This window comes from Amycolatopsis sp. NPDC043889, assembly GCF_056435645.1.
This window is the reverse complement of record NZ_JBWKEC010000045.1, coordinates 28,339-47,366: the sequence shown is the minus strand read 5'-3', so window position 1 is coordinate 47,366 and position 19,028 is coordinate 28,339. Positions and strand designations below refer to the sequence as shown.

At 70.0% G+C, this 19,028-nt stretch carries 16 protein-coding genes; 12 read left to right on the top strand and 4 right to left on the bottom strand.

Going from position 1 to position 19,028, the window contains the following annotated elements; all coding sequences use genetic code 11:
- Window positions 1-237 precede the first annotated feature (237 nt).
- The 9 genes from AC0685_RS40715 to AC0685_RS40675 all read left to right on the top strand — a co-directional run bounded on the left by AC0685_RS40715 (window position 238) and on the right by AC0685_RS40675 (window position 10,557).
- A complete protein-coding gene (locus tag AC0685_RS40715; RefSeq protein ID WP_340684354.1) occupies window positions 238-1,101 on the top strand; it encodes an SCO6745 family protein in 864 nt (287 codons plus the stop codon).
- Window positions 1,102-1,544: 443 nt separating this feature from the next.
- Window positions 1,545-1,811, top strand: a complete 267-nt coding sequence (locus AC0685_RS40710; protein ID WP_007035338.1) for a hypothetical protein — start codon at window positions 1,545-1,547, stop codon at window positions 1,809-1,811.
- Window positions 1,812-1,820: 9 nt separating this feature from the next.
- Window positions 1,821-2,297 carry a hypothetical protein gene (locus tag AC0685_RS40705; RefSeq protein ID WP_076153445.1) on the top strand — a complete coding sequence of 159 codons (477 nt, stop codon included), beginning with the start codon at window positions 1,821-1,823 and terminating at the stop codon, window positions 2,295-2,297.
- A gap of 3 nt (window positions 2,298-2,300) precedes the next feature.
- The gene (locus AC0685_RS40700; RefSeq protein WP_478230378.1) at window positions 2,301-5,255 is read left to right on the top strand and encodes an ATP-binding protein; all 2,955 of its coding nucleotides are present in this window, start codon (window positions 2,301-2,303) and stop codon (window positions 5,253-5,255) included.
- Window positions 5,252-7,417, top strand: a complete 2,166-nt coding sequence (locus AC0685_RS40695) for a magnesium transporter (RefSeq protein ID WP_478230377.1) — start codon at window positions 5,252-5,254, stop codon at window positions 7,415-7,417. Before AC0685_RS40700 ends, AC0685_RS40695 begins: the two co-directional genes overlap by 4 nt.
- 3 nt (window positions 7,418-7,420) lie before the next feature.
- Window positions 7,421-8,017, top strand: coding sequence for a hypothetical protein (locus tag AC0685_RS40690; RefSeq protein WP_478230376.1), 597 nt, complete (start codon window positions 7,421-7,423; stop codon window positions 8,015-8,017).
- Between the two features lie 4 nt (window positions 8,018-8,021).
- A complete protein-coding gene (locus tag AC0685_RS40685; RefSeq protein ID WP_478230375.1) occupies window positions 8,022-9,020 on the top strand; it encodes a C40 family peptidase in 999 nt (332 codons plus the stop codon).
- A gap of 102 nt (window positions 9,021-9,122) precedes the next feature.
- The gene (locus AC0685_RS40680; protein ID WP_478230374.1) at window positions 9,123-10,325 is read left to right on the top strand and encodes a hypothetical protein; all 1,203 of its coding nucleotides are present in this window, start codon (window positions 9,123-9,125) and stop codon (window positions 10,323-10,325) included.
- Window positions 10,326-10,359: 34 nt separating this feature from the next.
- Window positions 10,360-10,557: a hypothetical protein gene (locus tag AC0685_RS40675; protein WP_016331585.1), complete on the top strand. Its 198-nt coding sequence runs from the start codon at window positions 10,360-10,362 to the stop codon at window positions 10,555-10,557.
- A 74-nt stretch (window positions 10,558-10,631) separates the two neighbouring features.
- Here AC0685_RS40675 and AC0685_RS40670 read toward each other — a convergent pair whose 3' ends face one another.
- Window positions 10,632-11,597, bottom strand: coding sequence for an ATP-binding protein (locus AC0685_RS40670; RefSeq protein WP_478230373.1), 966 nt, complete (start codon window positions 11,595-11,597; stop codon window positions 10,632-10,634).
- Window positions 11,598-11,731: 134 nt separating this feature from the next.
- On the opposite strand from AC0685_RS40670, the gene AC0685_RS40665 reads away from it, so the two are divergent.
- Window positions 11,732-13,141 (top strand): RNB domain-containing ribonuclease, encoded by a 1,410-nt coding sequence (locus tag AC0685_RS40665; protein ID WP_478230380.1) that lies wholly within the window; start codon window positions 11,732-11,734, stop codon window positions 13,139-13,141.
- Complete coding sequence (locus tag AC0685_RS40660) at window positions 13,138-13,899, top strand: helical backbone metal receptor (RefSeq protein WP_478230372.1); 762 nt, start codon at window positions 13,138-13,140, stop codon at window positions 13,897-13,899. The genes AC0685_RS40665 and AC0685_RS40660 overlap by 4 nt, the downstream gene beginning before the upstream one ends.
- Before the next feature lie 40 nt (window positions 13,900-13,939).
- Here the strand turns inward: AC0685_RS40660 and AC0685_RS40655 are convergent, their stop codons facing one another.
- Complete coding sequence (locus tag AC0685_RS40655; protein WP_478230371.1) at window positions 13,940-15,370, bottom strand: aldehyde dehydrogenase family protein; 1,431 nt, start codon at window positions 15,368-15,370, stop codon at window positions 13,940-13,942.
- Window positions 15,367-16,698 carry a 4-aminobutyrate--2-oxoglutarate transaminase gene (gene gabT / locus AC0685_RS40650; protein WP_478230370.1) on the bottom strand — a complete coding sequence of 444 codons (1,332 nt, stop codon included), beginning with the start codon at window positions 16,696-16,698 and terminating at the stop codon, window positions 15,367-15,369. The genes AC0685_RS40655 and gabT overlap by 4 nt, the downstream gene beginning before the upstream one ends.
- A 109-nt stretch (window positions 16,699-16,807) precedes the next feature.
- On the opposite strand from gabT, the gene AC0685_RS40645 reads away from it, so the two are divergent.
- On the top strand, window positions 16,808-18,280 hold the full coding sequence (locus tag AC0685_RS40645) for a PucR family transcriptional regulator (RefSeq protein ID WP_478230369.1): 1,473 nt from the start codon (window positions 16,808-16,810) through the stop codon (window positions 18,278-18,280).
- Here the strand turns inward: AC0685_RS40645 and AC0685_RS40640 are convergent.
- Window positions 18,264-18,998 (bottom strand): cache domain-containing protein, encoded by a 735-nt coding sequence (locus tag AC0685_RS40640; RefSeq protein WP_478230368.1) that lies wholly within the window; start codon window positions 18,996-18,998, stop codon window positions 18,264-18,266. The genes AC0685_RS40645 and AC0685_RS40640 overlap by 17 nt on opposite strands.
- Between the last annotated feature and the right edge of the window lie 30 nt (window positions 18,999-19,028).

The window sequence follows — 19,028 nt, the reverse complement described above, 5'->3', positions numbered from 1 at the left end:
AACGACAAAGTCAAAGAAAGAGCTTTTCGAGAAACGTTCCCCGGAAAGGTGTTGGGGGGGGGGGGGGGGGGGGGGTGGGGGGGGGGGGTGGGGGCGAAACCCAAACCCCCCCCCCACGACCACGCCGACCCCGTCCTTCCTGTTCCCGACCTGCGGAAGTGATAGCAAAGGTCCCCTGCTCCCACCGCCGCCCTTTCGGACGCTGCGCCCGTCACTACTTGTCGGTAGGGTGCTCCCATGGGCGAAGCGAGTCGCGTCACGGGACGGTTCCGCGGGACGTTCGATGTACTGCATTCCCTTACCTACTTCGCCCCCGAGACGGAAGCCGCGCTCACCGGCGCGGGCCTCCGGCCGGGGCGCATGACGTACTTCGCGGGCCGCGCGGCGCCGATGGGCGCGGTGGGTCCCGGCGTGGTCGCGGCCACCTTCTACAACTTCAACCCCGAACTCGTCGCCCGCCACATCCCGCGCGCGTGGACGCTGGCCACGCCCGAAAAGATCATCGAGGCCCGGTTCGAAGCCGTCGACGCGACGCTGACCCGGCTGCTCGGCAAGGAGACGCTCGGTTCCGACGAGGTCGCCGAGGCAGCCGAGCTCGCCCGTGAGGCGACCGGCGGCTGCCAGGTCGACGGCCGTCCCCTGTACGCCGGGCACGCGGGTCTCGACTGGCCGAGCGAACCGCATCTCGTCCTCTGGCACGCCATCACCCTCTTGCGCGAGCATCGCGGCGACGGCCACATCGCCGCGCTCGTCGCCAACGGGCTCGACGGGCTCGCCGCCCTCGTCACGCACACCGCCACCGGCAAGGGGTTCCTGCCAGCCGCGGCCAAGGCATCCCGCGGCTGGAGCGACGAGCAGTGGGACAACGCCGCCGTCAAGCTTCGCGAGCAGGGCATCCTCGACGGCGAGGGTGGCCTGACCGAGGCCGGGAACGATCTTCGCGAACGGCTCGAAGTCGCCACGAACGCGGCGTCGACAGGGCCTTGGGAGCATCTCGGCGAGGAGAAGACGAAGCGGCTTCACGAGCTGTGCGGACCTTTGAGTCGCCAGGCCGTCGAAGCGGGCGCTTTTCCCGCGAATGTGTTCTCGACAGGCCGATAATCACGCTATGTAGTGAAAATATCCGCTCTGTTTTCGCTTAGGGTAACGGAAGTGTGACTTTCACTTGACCGGCGCTCAGGATTTTTGTCGAATGCGTGCTCACCCAGCGGACTCGCGAGAAGCCACCGAACGAGTCATGTCACACTGGTCGAGGCTGGATTCTCCTCGGTCGGTCAGTACTCAGGGTGAGCAAGATGCCTCGCAAGCGAGTGAGGCCGTCAGCACACTGCGAAATACGGGTGGCCGGGGTTAATTCAGACGACCCTTGCAGCGATGATGGAGACCGAGGATGGTCGGGGTGCTGTGCCTCGCTCTGTGATCAGTAGACAAAACGATATCTACAGAGCGCGCTTTGACCACTACGCCTCGTGACGCCATGATGTTCGAAGCACCACCGAGCCAGAACCGCGCGAACCCCCTCTCCGCGCACCGGGAGTAATGCGATGATGACCATGACCACCCTCGACACGCTGGCCGCCGGCGAGCTCGGCACCGGCAACGTCCGCACCTGGCTGATCGACAACATCATCCCCCTGGTGCTGCTGGCCGTCGCGCTTCTTCTGCTGTGGCTGGGCGGTGGCAAAGGGGACAACGCGGGTGTCATGCGCCGACTCGCCGGTGTCGTGATCGCGCTGGCGATCATCGGCCTCGCGGTGAGTGGCGCCGGAGTCAACGTGGGCCAGTGGATCGCCGGCCTCTTCACAGGCTGAGGGCTCGCGTTGCGTATCCGTACCGATGACGAGGTTTACCGGGTCGATGCCGTATGGCTCGGCCCGCCGAAAGCGACTTTTCCCTGGAGAGCCCGCTACGTCGCGTGGCTCGTCGGTATCCCGGTCTTCCTGCTCGTGCTCACCGTCGAACGGTGGGCGGGCTGGAGCTTCGGGTTCTTCTCGACCGCCTGGGCCTTCGTCGCCACAATTGTGATCACCAGATTGATCACGGCCAAGATCAGCCACGAGCGTCCGCTGGGCGCCGTGGCCGCGATGGCGGCGAAAGAGCTCAACACACCCAGAGAACGGACCACGGGCACAGGCGGCGCGGCCAGCGCCTCCCGTGTCCGGGTACGGGCGAACCGCCCGCTACCGAAGCACCGCAGGAGACGGCAGTACCAGCACCACGGCTACGGCGGCGGCGCCGGAGCTCAGGGAACACCACGAGCGCGTCGGAGCCGCCCTGCGGCTCGGGCCGGGAGGTAGTCGTTGTTCGGTCGCGGCGGAAGCCGAGGAAAACGTGATCGAGATCTGCAGCAAGGGGCCTGGCACGCGCCCCAGCAGGTCCGCTCCGCGCAGCCCAAGAAGGCCGGCAAGGGGAGGCGGCTGCCCGGCGAGGCGGCCATACCCTCGTATACCCCGTCGATCGCGGCGCGAAGCATCGACGGGCACCTGTTACGCACCGGTTATGAGGTGTACGCCTGGTACCGGCTCGCGCCACAGCGCTGGTCGTTCCGGTCGGACTCGCAGCGTCGCGACCTGATCGCGGCCATCGCCGGGCAGTACGCGGAGCTCCAGGGCCGCTGGCTGCACCTGCGCGTGACCAACCGGCCGTACCCGATCCGCATGTGGGCCGAGGCCCACGTGCACAACGCCGTCGGCCGTCCTCAGGACGTCCAGGGCGCACTGTCCTTCGACGACTACCTCATCGGCGAGCAGCAGCAGCTGATGGGCCGTTCGATGGCCGAAAAAGAGGTGTACCTCGGCGTCCAGGTGCAGACGAGGCGGATGATCGACCGCGCGGTCGAGAGCGCCGCCCCGGTGCTGCGCAAGATCCTGCCGGAGGCCGTCGACGCCGAGCTGGCCGCGCTCGACTCCGAGGTGGAGCACCTCGACCAGGTGATCGGCTCCGCCGGGCTCGAAGGCCGTCCGGTGCACGCCGAGGAGATGTCCTGGCTGATGCACCGTTCGTGCTCGCTGGGCCTGCCCGCGCCGCGCAACATGCCCGCGGTCCCCGGCGCGGCCTGGGAGCCCGAGGACCTCGCCAGCTTCACCGACGCGGCGGATTTCCACGCCGAGCCGTACGCGCCGACGGTGACCGTCCGCGGTCGCACGGGGTCGAACGCCGGCGTCTCGCGGCATCTCGCCGTCCTCACCGTCGGCCAGATGCACGGCCTCCAGATCCCCGAGGTCGACGACCCGTGGATCCAGCACGCGGACCGGCTGCCCGCGGCGGTCGAGGTGTCCGCGCGGATCTACGTCCGGCGGCCCGAAGAGGTCGCCGGTGAGCTGCAGCGCCAGATGAACAAGGTGCGCTCGCAGGTCAAGCACTACACCGACGAGCACGAGCTGGAGCCGCCGCAGTCGCTGGCGCGCCAGGCGGGCCGCGTGCTGGAGATCGACGACGAGATGACGTCGGGCTTCACCGCGCTGGCCACCCGGGTCCGGTCGTGGTGGCGGCTCGCGGTGTCCGGGCCGACGGAGCGGGACGCGCTGCGCCTGGCCCAGCAGCTTCTCGACCTCTACAAGCCGAAGATCGCGGTCGAGCATCCCGAAGCCCAGTACGCGCTGGCCCGGGAGTTCATCCCCGGCGAGCCGCTGGCTTCGGCGGCGTACATGCGCCGCGGTTCGGTCGTGTGGGCGGCGTCGTCCGTGCCGACGGCGACGGCCGAGGTGGGCGACCGCCGCGGCATCCTGCTCGGCGAGACCGTCACCGCGACCCGGCGCCCGGTGGCCTGGGACCCGTGGATGGCGCAGGAGATCCGCGACGGTTCCGGTCTGACGGCGATGGTCGCGGGCCTCGGTGGCGGTAAGTCGTTCCTCGGCGGCGGCATCGTCTACAAGACGCTCCGCGCGGGCGCGCACTGGACGATCCTCGACCCCTCGGGCCCGCTGTCGCGGCTCTGCGACCTGCCCGAGCTGCGCCCGTACGCCCGGCCGATCAACCTGCTCAACGCGCAGCCCGGCATCCTCAACCCGTACCGGGTGGTCGCCGAGCCGCAGATCGAGCACTTCATGGACGAAGACGACCCCGAGCGTTCGTGGCGGCGGGAGAAGGCCCTCGCGGGCGCGACCCGCCGCCGTCTCGTGCTCGACGTCCTCACCGGCGTCCTGCCGTACGAGGTCTCGCGGATGGCGCAGACCCGGATCGTGCTGCTGCGCGCCGTCCGCGCGGTCGGCGGCCGGTTCGACGCCGACCCGGGCCAGGTCATCGACGCGCTGCGGCGCGACTCCAGTGAGCACCACGAGCACGCCGTCGTCGTCGCGGACTTCCTCGACGAGATGCGCGAGCGGATGGCGCTGCTCATCCCGGAGACCGACGCGGACCCGTACTCCGAGACCCGCGACGACCGGATGACCGTGCTGACCATGGCGGGGCTGACCCTGCCCAAGGACGGCGTCCCGCGCGAGTACTGGACGGACGCGGAATCCCTCGGCGTCGAGATGCTGAACCTCGCCGCGTGGCTGACGCAGCGGTCGGTGTACGAGAAGCCGAAGGAACTGCGCAAGGGCGTCTGGATCGACGAGGCGTTCTTCCTCTCCGAGGTCCCGACCGGTCGCGTGCTGATGAACCGCTTCGCGCGTGACTCGCGCAAGTGGAACGTCCGTGTCCTGCTGTCCTCGCAGATCCCCGCGGACTTCCTGAAGATCCAGGGTTTCGTGGCGCTGCTCGATTCGGTGTTCGTCGGCCGCCTGGACGACGACGACGCCCAGGCCGACGCGCTGCGCCTGCTGAAGGTCCCGGTCGGTGTCGGCTACGAACAGGTCGTCGCGGCGCTGGGCCGCCGCCCCGGTTCGCAACGCGATCTCCAGCGCGACGTCGAGCCGCGGCAGTTCGTCTTCGGTGACGGCGCCGGCGGCGTGGAGCGGATCCGAGTCGACTTCTCCGGCCCGCACCTGGAGCATCTGCGCCGGGTCATGGACACCACGCCGGGTTCACCCGACGCCAAACCGTCCAGGCCGGGCAACGAGCTCGCGGTCCCGGAGGAGAAGCCGTTCGTGGCTTCGCCGCCCGAGGACGACTTCGAACTCGAAGAGGACCTCGAGCTCGCGGCCGAACTCGAGGTCGGCCTCACCGACGAACAGATGCTGGGCGCCCCGGACCCGCTCGCCGCGGAGACAGGTGAGGTCCAGGGTGCCGTCCAAAATGGACACAACGGTAACGGGGGTCAAGGCGAGCACGCGCGCGCCGGCAAGGGTGGCACCGGCAGGGATGCCGCATGAACACAGTGCTGACACTGGCGTTCGTGCTCGCGTTCGCCGCCGGCTGGCACGCGCTGCGCCGCCGGCTCAAAGAGGGGCCGCGGCCCGGCAAGACCAGACCCAGCCGCCGCGCGACGATGTTCGTCGTCATGGTGATCCTGGGCCTTCAAGCCGTGGCGACCGCTCCGGCGGCGTCGGCCGCGGCCTGCGGTGAGGCGCCGAACCCGGAACGGCCGGGCGCGGGCATGGTCGGCGCGCTCGACCCGCCCGCCACCGCTCGCGGTGAAGGCGGCAGCCCGTACAACGTCTACGGGTACGCCGGACACGTCTGGGACACCTTCGAAACCGACTGCGGCCCGCTCGCGGGGATCACCTCGCCCAACTCGACGATCGACACCTGGGCGGGCAACCAGCTGTTCAACATCGGCAAGAACATCGTCGGTGCCACGAACTCGCTGCACTACACCGTGTTGCAGGGCAGCCTGCTCAGCCCGCTGTACAACGCCGTCAAGGCCGGGGCCGAGAAAGTCTACAACAACATCTATGCGCAGCTCTTCGGCCTGGCCGCGCTGATCATGTCGATCATGTTGTTCCGCAACATCTGGCGCGGTGATCTCGCGGCGGTCAGCAAACGGGCGCTGTACGGGCTGGCCGCGGTCTGGCTCGCCGCGTCTTCCTTGGCACTGCTGAGATTCCTCGATCCGATCGACAACGCGATCGTGCAGACCACGACCAACATCCAGGCCGGGTTCATCGACGAGGCCAAGACGCCGCCGCCGTCCCAGCCGCAGCCGCCCGCCGCGCAGCCGTGTCAGGCGACTCCGGAGGCCGTGGCCGCGCGCCAGCCGTGGGACCGGGTCCCGACCGAGCTGCATTGCCGGGTCGTCTACGACAACTGGCTCCGTGGAGAGTTCGGCAGCCCGGACTCGCCGCAGGCGATCCAGTACGGTCCCGCTCTCCTGGACGCGCGTGCCTTCACCTGGGGGCAGATCCAGCAGGGCGGGGACGCCGACGCCGCGCTGGTCGACTCCAAGAAGGCGGCGTTCAAGGACATCTCGACCAAACTCGGCCCGGCGACCGGGTACTTCACGGGTGAGGACGGCAGCCGCGTCGGCGCCGGTTTCCTTTCGCTGGGCCAGGGAATCTTCTACTCGTTGTTCCAGCTGCTGGCCAAGGCCACGGTGCTGCTCGCGCAGGTGCTGATCAGGATCTTCGTGCTGACGGCTCCGCTGATCGGCCTGATCGCGCTGCTCCAGCCCCAGATCATGCAGCGCATCCTGAAGGTCGTCGGCGCGGTCGCCTTCAACCTGATGGTGCTCTCGGTGCTGGCCGGTGTGCACACCCTCCTTCTGGAGGCGATCTTCACCGCGGGGAATTCGCTGTCCCTGCTGACGAAGATGGTGCTGGCCGCGATCATCACCGTCCTGCTGTTCATGGTCGGCCGTCCCGTGCGGCGGCTGTGGCAGATGGTCGAGATGTCCGTGGGCATGGTCGGCGGGGCGATGCCTTCACCGCGCGGCGGGCTCTTCTCCCGCTTCCGCAAGAAGAACAACGAGCAGACCCCGCAGGACGCTTTCTGGCAGAACGTCCGCGACACCGACGACGTCGTCGACGGCGATCTCCGCGGTCCCGTGGGCGCGACGGTCGGCGGCGGGCGGTTCCGCCCCGAAGCGACGATCTTCGCCAGCTCCCAGCGGCTCGACAACGGTTCCGGCGCGATCCGCCCCGCGGCGGCCTGGTCGGGAGCGCCGTGGCCGGGTGCCGTCGGCGGTGGCGGCGGGCTGCCCGCGCTGCCCGCCGGCGGTGGCGGAGGCGTTCCCGTGTTCGGCCAGTACAACCCGTCCGCGGGCAATCCCGGCGACTCGATGTTCACCTCCGGCGGGCGGAGCCCGATCCAGGTACCGAGCCGCCGGGTCGACACCTCGCCGGTCGCCGACCGGCGTTGGAGCGACGAACCCGAGCCGGTCGTGGTGCCGTCGCGGATGAACTCCGCGGGCGGCGGTTACACCACTCCTGACTACTCGGGTGCCGTGCCGGTGCAAGCCGGCCCGTCCACCCCGCGCCCTCGCCGCGTCGACCCCGAAGTCGTCGCGGGGAAGCCGGTCTTCGTGCTGTACCGGCCGTCGCGCGGGCTCGAAGTCCGTGAGGAAGTCCGCGACACAGACCACGCAGTGGGCCGGTGACCCATGCCGATCCGGACCAACCGCGGGCGCACCGCGGTCTACCGCAGACTGTGGGGCTGGCCGTTGCGCTCGCCCCGCCACCTCGTCGGCACGCTGGTGATCCTCGCGGTCGTGCTCACCGCCTTGGGCATCCTGCTGCCCAAGGCCATCGGAAAACCGGGACAGACGGCCACCGGGCCGGGTTCATCGGCGACAGCCACCTCGCGTCCCGGCGTCGCGGCGCCGGTGACCGTGACGTCGACGTTGCCGCCGAGGCTCACCACCCAGCCTCCGCCGTCTTCCGCGCCACCTGACCAGGACGGTATCCGGGTCGCCAAGAATTGGGTGACGGCATGGGCGAACCATCCCGACGGTACGACGACCGAGCAGTGGCTGAGCGGCTTGCGGCCGTACACCACCGAGGAGTACCTCGCCGGGGAACTGACGACGGTGGACCCCGCGAACATCAAGGCGACCAGGGTGGCCGGGGAGCCGCAGGTGGTCTCCTCGCTCGCCGGTTCGATGGAGGTCGACGTCTCGACGGACGGGCCCAAGGTCCGGGTGACCGTCGTCAAGACGAACCCGGGATGGCGGGTCACCAAGTTCACCCAAGCGGGCTGACCCGATGAAGATCGGGCTCATCGTCGGCGTGCTGATCGCCGCGGTCTTCGCCGCGGTGGTCACCACGAGCACGGTCACCAAGGTGGTGACCGACCATGTGGAGGCGCAGTCGGGCGGGGTCGTCAAGACCTCCTGCGACGCGTCGATCGGGCCGACCCTGCCTGGACAGACCGATCGCGGTTCTTCGGACATCAACAAGCTGGACGAAGAACAGAAGGGGATCGTCGCGCTGATCATCTCGATCGGCAAGCAGCGCTCGCTGTCTCCGCGCGCGTGGCAGGTGGCGATCCAGGCCGGGATGACCGAGTCCAAGCTGCGGAACCTGACCTACGGCGACCGCGACTCGCTCGGCATCTTCCAGATGCGGCCGTCGATGGGCTGGGGCACCGTCGCCCAGGTCACCGACCCGCCGTACCAGGTCAACAAGTTCTACGACGTCCTGCTCGCGGTGCCGGACTGGGAGAACATGCGGCCCGGCGACGCCGCCCAGCGGGTCGAGCGCTCCGGCTTCCCCGACCGCTACCACAACTGGGAGCCGATGGCGGCCCTCCTCGTGCAGAACGAGGGCCAGATCGTCGACGTCGTCGGCTGCGGCACGAGCGTCGGCAGCGTGGTGCCGCCGAGCCAGGCGGCCGCGCAGGCCATCAAGTTCGCCCTCGCCGAGCAGGGAAAGCCGTACGTCTGGGGCGCCACGGGACCGAACAGCTACGACTGTTCCGGGCTGATGCTGCGGGCCTACGAGTCGGCCGGGATCATCCTGCCGCGCGTTTCCCGCGACCAGTACAAGGCGGGCGCGATGCTGCCGGTGCGGCAGGCGCAGCCGGGTGACCTGCTGTTCCTCGCCACCGTGCCGTCGAACCCGGCGACCATCCACCACGTGGCGATGTATCTGGGTGACGGCAAGATCGTCGAAGCGCAGCAGACCGGGGTGCCGGTGCACATCCGAGACTTCTCCTTCGACGAGGCCGAAGTGGTCGCGCAGGCGGTCCGCCCTGGCGTTTAGCATGGTGAGAGCGTGGTATCGCGATCGCGGGACCATCGGATTCACCCGAAGTGGCGGCCTGTCCACCGGCACGCGGCCGCACACTGGCAGAGGATGAAGAACGTGGCACGGAAATTCGGAAGGCGAGGCAAGCCCGCGGCGGGCAACGGCCCTGAGGTCGATCCCCGCGATCTTTTCGGCACCGCCCAGCCCGCGCGGCACGCGGCGCGGCCGGCGTCGAGCACGCCGTTGGCCGACCAGCTGAACCAGGGCTGGCCCGGCGTCGATCCCGGTTACGTCGTGTTGCCGCGTTCGCTGGCCGAGGGGATGTCGCTGCCCTGGCAGCAGCAGATGGCCACCCTGCTGGCCCAGTTCCACCAGGAGAACGCCAGGCTCGCCTGGCCGATCTACCGGGTGGTCCCGTCGCGCTACGAAAAGCTCGTCGATCTCGACGAGGAGCAGCTGGCGGAGGCCGGCTACCTGGTCGAGATGGACACCGAAGGCGAGATGATCTACCGCGAGCGCAGCGGCCGGAAGATCGAAGACCCGGCGAACACGACGGTGCTCGTCTCGTGTCTCGACCCGATTCCGAAGCCGTCGCAGCGTCAGGCGCCCCCGGCGCCGTCGCAGGCCGCGCCGCCCGTGACCGGGCAGCCGCCTCGCGCTCCGGCGCCGATGAACATCGGGCCCGCGCCGGTGTGGCGCACGGTCACACCTTCGGGGCCGCCGCTGCCGGGCCATCAGGGAGCGCCTGCGCCTCAGGCACCGGCCCCGCCGGCTGCCGCGCCTCAAGCACCTGCGTCCCAGGCGCCGGCCTCGCAGCCTGCCGCGGCTCAGGCGCAGGCCTCGCAGCCTGCTGCGCACCAACCACCTGCGTCTCAGGCCGCCGCCCCGCAGACGCCCGCGTCTCAGGCACCGTCGGCCCAACCGCCGGTGTCCCAGCCGCCGCTGCCCCAGCCCACGTGGACACAGCCGCCGTCCGGGAACCACACGTCGCCGCCTCCGCTGGTGAGCGCGCCTCCTTCCACCCTGGAAGCCCCGGCCGCCGCCGCGCTCTCGCAGGCCGAGCCGGAGCCGCCCGTGACACCGCCGTCGTCGTCCGCGATGCCCCCGGCTCCTCCGTTGACGCAGCCGGTGTCGCCGCCGCCGGGAATTCCCGTGTCACCCGAACCGGCGACCCCGCCGCGCGGCATCCCGATGCACCGCGGCTGGTTCGACGAACTCGCGGAGAACGTGCCGGAAAGCTCGAAGGTCGACCCGCCCGAGGGCGGCGAGTTCGGCCCGACCGGCGATCCCACGGAGATCCCCTACCGCTATCGCAAGTGATGACAGGACGTCCGGGTGATGTCAGGCTTGACCCATGTCGAGCGACCCGAACCCGGATCAGGGCTGGTACTTCAACACCAAGACGAACCAGGTCGAGCACCTGGAACGAGGCCGGAGCATCGACCTACTCGGGCCGTACCCGGACGAGGCGACGGCGAGGCGCGCCCTGGAGATCGCCAAGGAACGCACCAGGCAGGCCGACGCCGAAGACGCCAAGTGGAACGGCGACTGATCACTGGTCCGTGAAGGCCTCCTTCCCTACCTTGAGAGTGGGGAAGGAGGCCTTCACGGACTCCCGGCAGCCGGTCAGGCGTCCTGCCGCGCCAACGCCGGGCCGAGCACGAACTCCGGGTCCACCTGCGCGGTGAGGTCTTCCCCGGCCCGCCCGCTGCCCCAAGCCCGCGCGTTGCGGAGGTGGAACTCGACGCCCTGTCGCTGGTAACGCGCCCAGTCCCGCTGCTCGCCGTCGACGGTCGCGAGCATCGAGCCCAGCGTCGCGAGGTTGTGCGCCTCGAGTTCGCCGATCGGGCGGGCGCGGCCGCGTTCGGCGGCGCGGACGTGCCGCGAGTTCTCCATCCAGCCCAGCAGGGCGTCGCCGACCTCTTCGCGCAGGAACTCGATGTCCTCGTCTTCGGTGACCTTGTTGCCCACGACGACCAGCCGCACACCGAAGTCCCGCGCGTAGTCGGCGTACTGCCGGTACACGCCGACGCTGCGTACGGTCGGCTCGCACACCAGGAACGTCACGTCGAACCGCGTGAACAGCCCGGACGCGAACGCGTCGGCGCCGGCGGTCATGTCCATGACGACGTATTCACCCGCGTCGTCGATCATGTGGTTCAGCAGCAGCTCCGCCGCGCCGACCTTCGAGTGGTAGCAGGCGACGCCGAGATCGTCCTCGTCGAACTGCCCGGTGACGCCGAGCCGCACGCCGCCGAACTCGCGGAAGCAGGCCTGGAAGATCGGGTTGTCCTCGAACGGCCGGACCAGCCGCGACCCGCGCCCCGGGGGCGTCGTCTTGATCATCGAGGCCGCGTCGGCGATCCGCGGGTTGTCACCGCGCAGGTACTCCTTGATCAGGCCCATGTTGTCGCCCAGCGTCGGCCACGCGATGGCCTCTTCCTCGCTCGCGCCGAGCGCGACGGCGAGGTGCTGGTTGATGTCCGCGTCGATCGCCAGAACCGGTTTCCCGCCGCCGGCCAGGTACGCGGTGAACAGCGACGCCAGCGTGGTCTTCCCGCTGCCGCCCTTCCCGACGAACGCGATCTTCACGCCACGGCCCTTCCTGTCGTTTTGAAAAGGGTATCGGTTTTCATTTCGGTCCGTAACGTACACCCGACCGGCCCGCACTCGAACGGGCGATCAACGGCGCCGGATCGGGATAGGGTTGGGTGGTGCCTCCACTCGTGATCAGGACACATGCGGCGGGAGGGGACTTCGGTCACCTTCGAGCCGAGTTCTCGCTGCCGGAGTCGTTCGGGCCCGAAGTGCTCGCCGAGGCGGAGGCGGCGGTTGTCGACCCGCTCGAGTCTGCGGGGGAACGCGAGGACGCCACCGGCCTGCCCTTCGTCACCATCGATCCGCCCGGCGCCAAGGACCTCGACCAGGCGGTGCTGATCGAGCGCGTCGAGGGCGGCGGGTTCCGGGTCCACTACGCGATCGCCGACCTGGCCGCGTTCATCCCGCCGGGTGGCGCGCTCGACAAGGAGGCGCGCCGTCGCGGGCAGACGCTCTACCTGCCCGACGGGAACGTCCCGCTCCATCCGCCGGTGTTGTCCGAGGGCGCGGCGAGCCTGCTGCCGGGGGAGACCCGGCCCGCCGTCCTGTGGACCATCGACGTCGACGCGGCCGGCGAGCCGACGGCGACCAACGTCCGCCGGGCGCTCGTCCGGTCCACCGAACAGTTCGACTACGAGACCGTCCAGGCGGCGATCGACGCGGGCGACCCGCATCCCTCGGTAGCCGCCCTGCCGGAGCTGGGCCGTCTGCGCCGCGAACTCGCGATCCGGCGCGGAGCGGTGGAGTTGCAGCTGCCGGAGCAGGAGATCGGCGGCGACCCAGACGGCGGGTGGGCGCTGATCCAGCGGCCGCGTAACGACGTCGACGCGTGGAACGCCGAGATCTCGCTGCTCACCGGCATGGCCGCGGCCAAGATCATGATCGGCGCCGGGATCGGGGTCCTGCGCACGCTGCCCCAGCCCGACGCCGAAGCGATCGAATGGCTGCGCCGGTCCGCGCAGGCGCTGAACATCGACTGGCCCGAGGGGAAGAGCGTGTCGGAGTTCCTGGCCGCGCTCGACCCCGGTCAACCCGCGTCCATGGCGCTTTTCGCCGACACCACCAGGCTTCTGCGCGGCGCCGGGTACACCGCGTTCGACGGCGAACTGCCCGCCTTGACCACGCACGCCGGGATCGGCGGCGCGTACGCCCACGTCACCGCGCCGATCCGGCGGCTGGTCGACCGGTTCGCCACCGAGATCTGCCTCGCCGTGAGCGCCGGCCGCGAGGCACCCGAGTGGGTCCGCGCGGCGCTTTCGGAGGTGCCGGAGCAGATGACCGCGTCCGACACACTGGCGGCGAAGGTCGAACGTGCCTGCATCGACCAGGTCGAGGCCTGGGTCATGGCCGAGCACATCGGCGAAGAGTTCGACGCGATCGTGCTGCGAGCCGACGACTCCAAGTCGGAGATCCTGATCGAGAATCCGCCGGTGATGGGCAAGTGCGCGGGCGAGAAGCCGCCCGAAGGCGAGCGGATCCGGGTCCGGCTCACAGCGGTGGACGTCGACAAGCGGAAACTGTCGTTCGAGCGGGCATGATCGACGACCTCGGCGAAGTGGTCCCGCTGCGCGAACCGGCGTCGCGGGTGGTGTCGCTCGTGCCGTCGCTGACCGAGGCCGTCGAGGTGAGCGCGCCGGGAAGGCTCGCGGGCGCCACGGACTACTGCACCCATCCGGTCGATCTGGACGTCCCGAGGGTGGGCGGCTCGAAGTACCCGAACGTGGACAAGGTGCTCGAACTCGAGCCGGATCTGGTGCTGGCCAACTCCGAGGAGAACCGGCCGGAAGACGTGGAATGCTTACGCGCCAACGGGGTTCCGGTCTGGGTGATGGAGGCGTCGGCGACCGTGCCCGGCGCGCTCGCCTCGATCCGGCGGATCCTGACGCAGGCCTACGACCTCGCCGAGCCGGATTGGCTGGTCGAGGCCGAAGAAATCTGGCGGGAGACCTTGCCGGAGCGGTTCCGTGCGGTCGTGCCGGTCTGGCGGAAGCCGTGGATCGTGCTCGGCAGGGACACCTTCGGCGGCGACGTCCTGCATCGCGTCGGAATCGGCAACGTCTACGCGGACCACGAAGAGCGCTACCCGCGTCCGAAGCTCGACGAGCTCCAAGCGCGCTTCGCGGCCGGAGACGCGAACCTGCTCGTACTGCCCGACGAGCCGTACGAGTTCACTGCGGATGACGGCCCCGAAGCGTTCCCCGGCGCGAAGCACGTGCTGGTCTCCGGGCGCTTCCTGACCTGGTACGGCCCTTCGCTCGTCGAGGCCCACTCCCACCTGACGCATTTAGTCCTCTGAATGCGGTTGCAGCGCATTCAGAGGACTAAATGCGGGCAGGTCAGAGAGTCAGGCCGGTCAGGACGGTGACGCGTTCCTCGGTGAAGTCCGCCATCGCCGACGCGGGGCCCTCGCGGCCGACGCCGGAGTCCTTCACGCCGCCGTAAGGCATCTGGTCGGCGCGGAAGCTCGGCACGTCGCCGACGAGCACACCGCCGACACGCAGCTTCGCGGACACGTCGAACGCCGTCGGCAGATCGCGCGTGAACACGCCCGCCTGCAAACCGAAACGCGAGTCGTTGATCCGGCGCACTCCGTCCTCCACCGAGTCCACGCGCGTGATCGACACGACCGGCCCGAAGACCTCGTCGGCCATCACCGACGCGTCCTCCGGCACGTTCGCGAGCACCGTCGGCTCGACGGTCGCGCCGTCGCGCTTCCCGCCGGTCAGCAGTTCGCCGCCCGCCTCGACAGCCGCCGTGATCCACGATTCCACCCGGGAAGCGGCCGCGGTGTTGATGAGCGGCCCGACGTCCACGCCGTCCGTCCGCGGGTTGCCGGTCCCGAGCGCGCGCACCTGTTCCAGCACCTTCGTCTGAAGCTCGTCGTAGACGTCGGCGTGCGCGTACACGCGCTGCACCGAGATGCACGACTGGCCCGCCTGGTACATCGCGAACGTCGCGATCCGCTGCGCCGCGAAGTCCAGATCAGTCCAATCAGGACAGACGAGCACCGCCGCGTTGCCGCCGAGTTCGAGCGCGACGTGCTTGCGCGGCACGCTGTCCCGGATGCCCCAGCCCACCGGCACGGAACCGGTGAACGACACGACCGGCAGCCGCGGGTCCGAAACCAGCTTGGCCGATTCCTCGTTGCTCACCGGAAGAATCGACCAGCTTCCGGCGGGCAGATCGGTCTCGGCGAGGATCTCGCCGAGCAGCAACGCGGTCAGCGGTGTCGCGGGCGCGGGCTTGAGCACGATCGGCGCGCCGACCGCGATCGCCGGCGCGACCTTGTGCGCCACCAGGTTCAGCGGGAAGTTGAACGGCGTGATGCCGAGCACCGGGCCCTTCGGCACACGGCGGACCAGCGCCAGCCGTCCGGTGCCGCCCGGGTCGGTGTCGAGCCGCTGCAGGTCACCGGAGAACCGGCGCGCCTCCTCGGCGGCCCAGCGGAACGTCGACGCCGCGCGCCCGACCTCGCCGCGCGCCCACTTCAGCGGCTTGCCGGACTCGGCGGTGATCAGCCGCGCCAGCTCTTCGGACCGCTCACCCAAAACTCGGGACACGTGGTCCAACGCGCCCGCCCGGACGTGCGCGGGCAGCGTCGCGAATTCCTCCTGGGCGTCGTGCGCGGCCTGGACCGCGGTCTCGATGTCCGAAGTGGACGGAACGTGGTGCGAGCCCGCCTCGCTTCCGTCGAAGGAGTGGCGGATGACGACGGTCTCGCCGCTGGTGACCGGCTTTCCGGCTACCCAGAAAGGAAAGGTGCTCACTTGGAAGCCTCCGTGCGGACAGCGTGCTCAAGGACGGTCAGGCCCTCGTCGAGCAGTTTGGTGGACAGGGACAGCGGCGGCAGCAGGCGGACGACGTTGCCGTAGGTACCGCAGGTGAGGACGACGACACCGGCCTGGTGGCAGGCCTGCGCGACGCGCTTCGTCAGGTCGGCGTCGGGTTCCGTGGTGCCGGGCTTCACGAACTCGGCGGCCAGCATCGCGCCGCGGCCGCGGACGTCGCCGATCACGCCGGTCTCCTCGGCCAGCGCCCGCAGTCGCGGCAGCACCGTGTTCTCGATGCGCTTCGCCGACGCCGCGAGGTTCTCCTGGCGCATGACCTCGATCGAGCCGAGCGCCGCGGCACACGCGATCGGGTTACCGCCGTAGGTTCCGCCGAGCCCGCCCGGCGGGACGGCGTCGAGCAGTTCCGCGCGGCCGGTGACGGCGGCGAGCGGCAGCCCGCCCGCGATGCCCTTGGCGGTGGTGATCAGGTCGGGGACGACGTCTTCGTGCGTGGACGCGAACCACTCGCCGGTGCGGCAGAAGCCGGTCTGCACTTCGTCGGCGACGAACACGACGCCGTTTTCGGTGCACCAGCGGGAAAGCGCGGGCAGGAACCCAGGAGCGGGCTCGATGAAGCCGCCCTCACCCTGCACCGGTTCCAGCACGACGGCCGCGACCTGGTCGCCGCCGATCTGCTTCTCGATGCGGTCGATGGCGATCCGCGCCGCTTCGGGACCGGACAGCCCGTCGCGGTACGGGTACGACCCCGGCACCCGGTAGACCTCGGGCGCGAACGGGCCGAAACCGTGCTTGTAGGGGATGGACTTCGCGGTCAGCGCCATCGTCAGGTTGGTACGGCCGTGGTAGGCGTGGTCGAAGACGACGACGGCCTGGCGCCCGGTCGCGGCGCGGGCGATCTTCACCGCGTTCTCGACGGCCTCGGCGCCGGAGTTGAACAGGACCGAACGCTTCTCGTGGGTGCCCGGCGTCAGCTTGTCGAGTGCCTCGCACACCTCGACGTACCCCTCGTACGGCGTGACCATGAAACACGTGTGCGTGAACCGGCCCACCTGCTCGCGGACGCGGTCCACGACGGCGGGGGCGGCGTGGCCGACGTTGGTCACCGCGATGCCGGAACCGAAGTCGATCAGGACGTTGCCGTCGGCGTCGGTGAGCAGGCCGCCTTCGGCCGAGGTGACGTAGACGGGCAGCACCGAACTCACGCCCGCGGCGACGACGGCGGCGCGTCGCTCCTGCAGGGCGCGCGAGGCGGGGCCGGGGATCTCGGTGCGCAGCCTGCGCTGGGTTTCGGTGGTGACGGTCACGGCCAGACTCCTGCGGACGCGAGGGACGGGGGCGCCCTCCAGAATGGGAGCCCGCCCGGTCCGCGTCAGCTCGACATCTTGTCGATATCGAGGCGTAGAGTTGGACAACATGGCACTGACCCTCGCCGCCCTCGTGGCCGAACGTCCGCTCGGCCTGCGGGTGCGCGCGGCCGAGTCGGGGCTCGACCGGGCGATCGGGTGGGTCCACCCCACCGAACTGACCGATCCGCAGGCCTTCCTCGAAGGCGGCGAACTGCTGCTGACCACCGGCCTCGCCCTCGATGAGACCACGTCGCCCGGGTACATCCGGCGGCTCGTCGACGCCGGCGTGGCGGGGCTCGGTTTCGGAGTCGGCCTCAGCCACGAGAGCATTCCGCGGTCCCTTGTGGACACCGCGGAAGAGGTCGGGCTGCCGGTGCTCGAAGTGCCGAGGAAGACGCCGTTCATCGCGATCACGCGGGCGGTCTCCCGCGCGGTGGCCGCCGACGAGTACGCCTCGCTCGTGCGCACCGGCAAGGGACAGCAGGAACTGACCAGGACGGCCGTCGGCAAGGGCGGGCCCGGTGGCGTGGTGCGCAAACTGGCGAAGCTGGTCGACGGCTGGGCGCTACTGCTCGACTCTTCAGGTGCCGTCACCGAAGCCTCGTCGGCATCCGCGCGGCCTTTCGCCGACGCTGTCCGGGAAGACTTGGCGCGGCTGCGAGCGGGCACACTGGTGACGGTGGCGGGGGAGTACGAGGTCATCCTGCAGACGCTCGACACCCGTGCCCGGGGCGTGCTCGCCGTCGGCACCCGCGAGCCGCTCGATGCCGCGGGGCAGCACATCGTCAACACCGCCGTGTCGTTGCTTTCCCTTGCCCTGGAACAGAACCGTGAACACGTAGGCGCCTTGCGGCGACTGAGGTCAGGGCTGTGCGACCTGCTCGCCGCGGGGCACACCGAACTCGCCACGCGCACGATGAAGTCGCTCTGGGGCGGTGTTCCGGAAGCGCCGTGGTCCGTGCTGGCCGTCGCCGGTTCCGTGGGTGCGCGCCGCTCGCTCGCCGACGCGCTCGACGCCGAAACGGCCGGAGACAAGGTGTTCTTCGGCGAGTCGGGGGCGTTCGTGGTCGCGCTCGGCGACGTGGAGACCGTCGCCCGGCAGGCTTCCCGGATCGGCGGGCTGCACGCCGGGCTGTCCGATCCGATGTCCACAGTGGATTTCCCGGCCGGGCTCCGGCAGGCGAAACAGGCGGCGGAAGCGGCGAAGGCCGAGCGCTCGCCGTTGGTCCGGTTCGCGGAGCACGCCGGGCGAGGCTTCCTGGAGATGGTCGACCCCCAAGCGGCACAAGCGTTCGCGGACAGCCTCCTGGCGCCGCTGCGGCAGCATGACGAAACTGGCCGCGGCGAACTGGTCTCCTCACTGACCTGCTGGCTCGAACACCACGGTCATTGGGATCTGGCGTCCGCGCGGCTCGGCGTCCACCGGCACACCTTGCGCAACCGTATGCGCAAGGTCGCCGAACTGACCGGCCGTGATCTCGATTCCCCCGGGGTGCGAGCCGAATTCTGGCTGGCGCTACAGGTCAGCGCTCGGACCTGACCAGGGCGATCGGCGAGTCGCCGCAGCGCCGCAGGTGGGTGCCGGTCTCCGTCGTGACCGGTTCCGCGCCGGCGGACCACCACGCCGGGACGTCGACCTCGCGGACCAGCGATCCGGTCGCCTGGCGCGCGTTGTTCGAGACGATCACCCGGCCCTGCGCGTTGACCAGCGCCGAGCGGCCGCCGAGCGCACGCAGTTTCAGCTGCAGCAGGCGCTCGACCTCGCGCACGTAGATGTCCGCGCCGACGACCCCCGCGAACGACCCGTCACGCTGGACGGGAACCGTGAAGGTCAGCGTGTACTCGTCGGTGCAGAGGTAGTCGACGTACGGGCCGTTGATGTGGCGGCGGCCGGTGTCACGCGGGACGGTGAACCACGATTGCCGGGTGTAATCCAGGAAGTTCTCGCTGTCCGGATCGAGGCTGATGACCAGTTGCACCGGCTCGGCGTCACCGGTTTCGGTCCACCATTCGAAGCCGAATTCCTGATCGGCCAGCGCGTTCGGCGCACTGATGAACCCGGCGCCGACGACCAGGCCGCCGAGGACGTCGAAGACCTGCGGCCGGAGGCGAGCCAGGTCTTCGGCGGTGGCATCGGTGGGCGCGGCCAGGAGCCCCTCGGCGCCTGCCAATAGCGGCTTCAGCCTGCCGAAGACGTCCTCGACCAGGGTGGATACCTGTTCGACGACCTCGGAACCGGCGGACGGTGTGTCGTTCACGATGCTCACCTCGGATGCGCGGATGCCGCA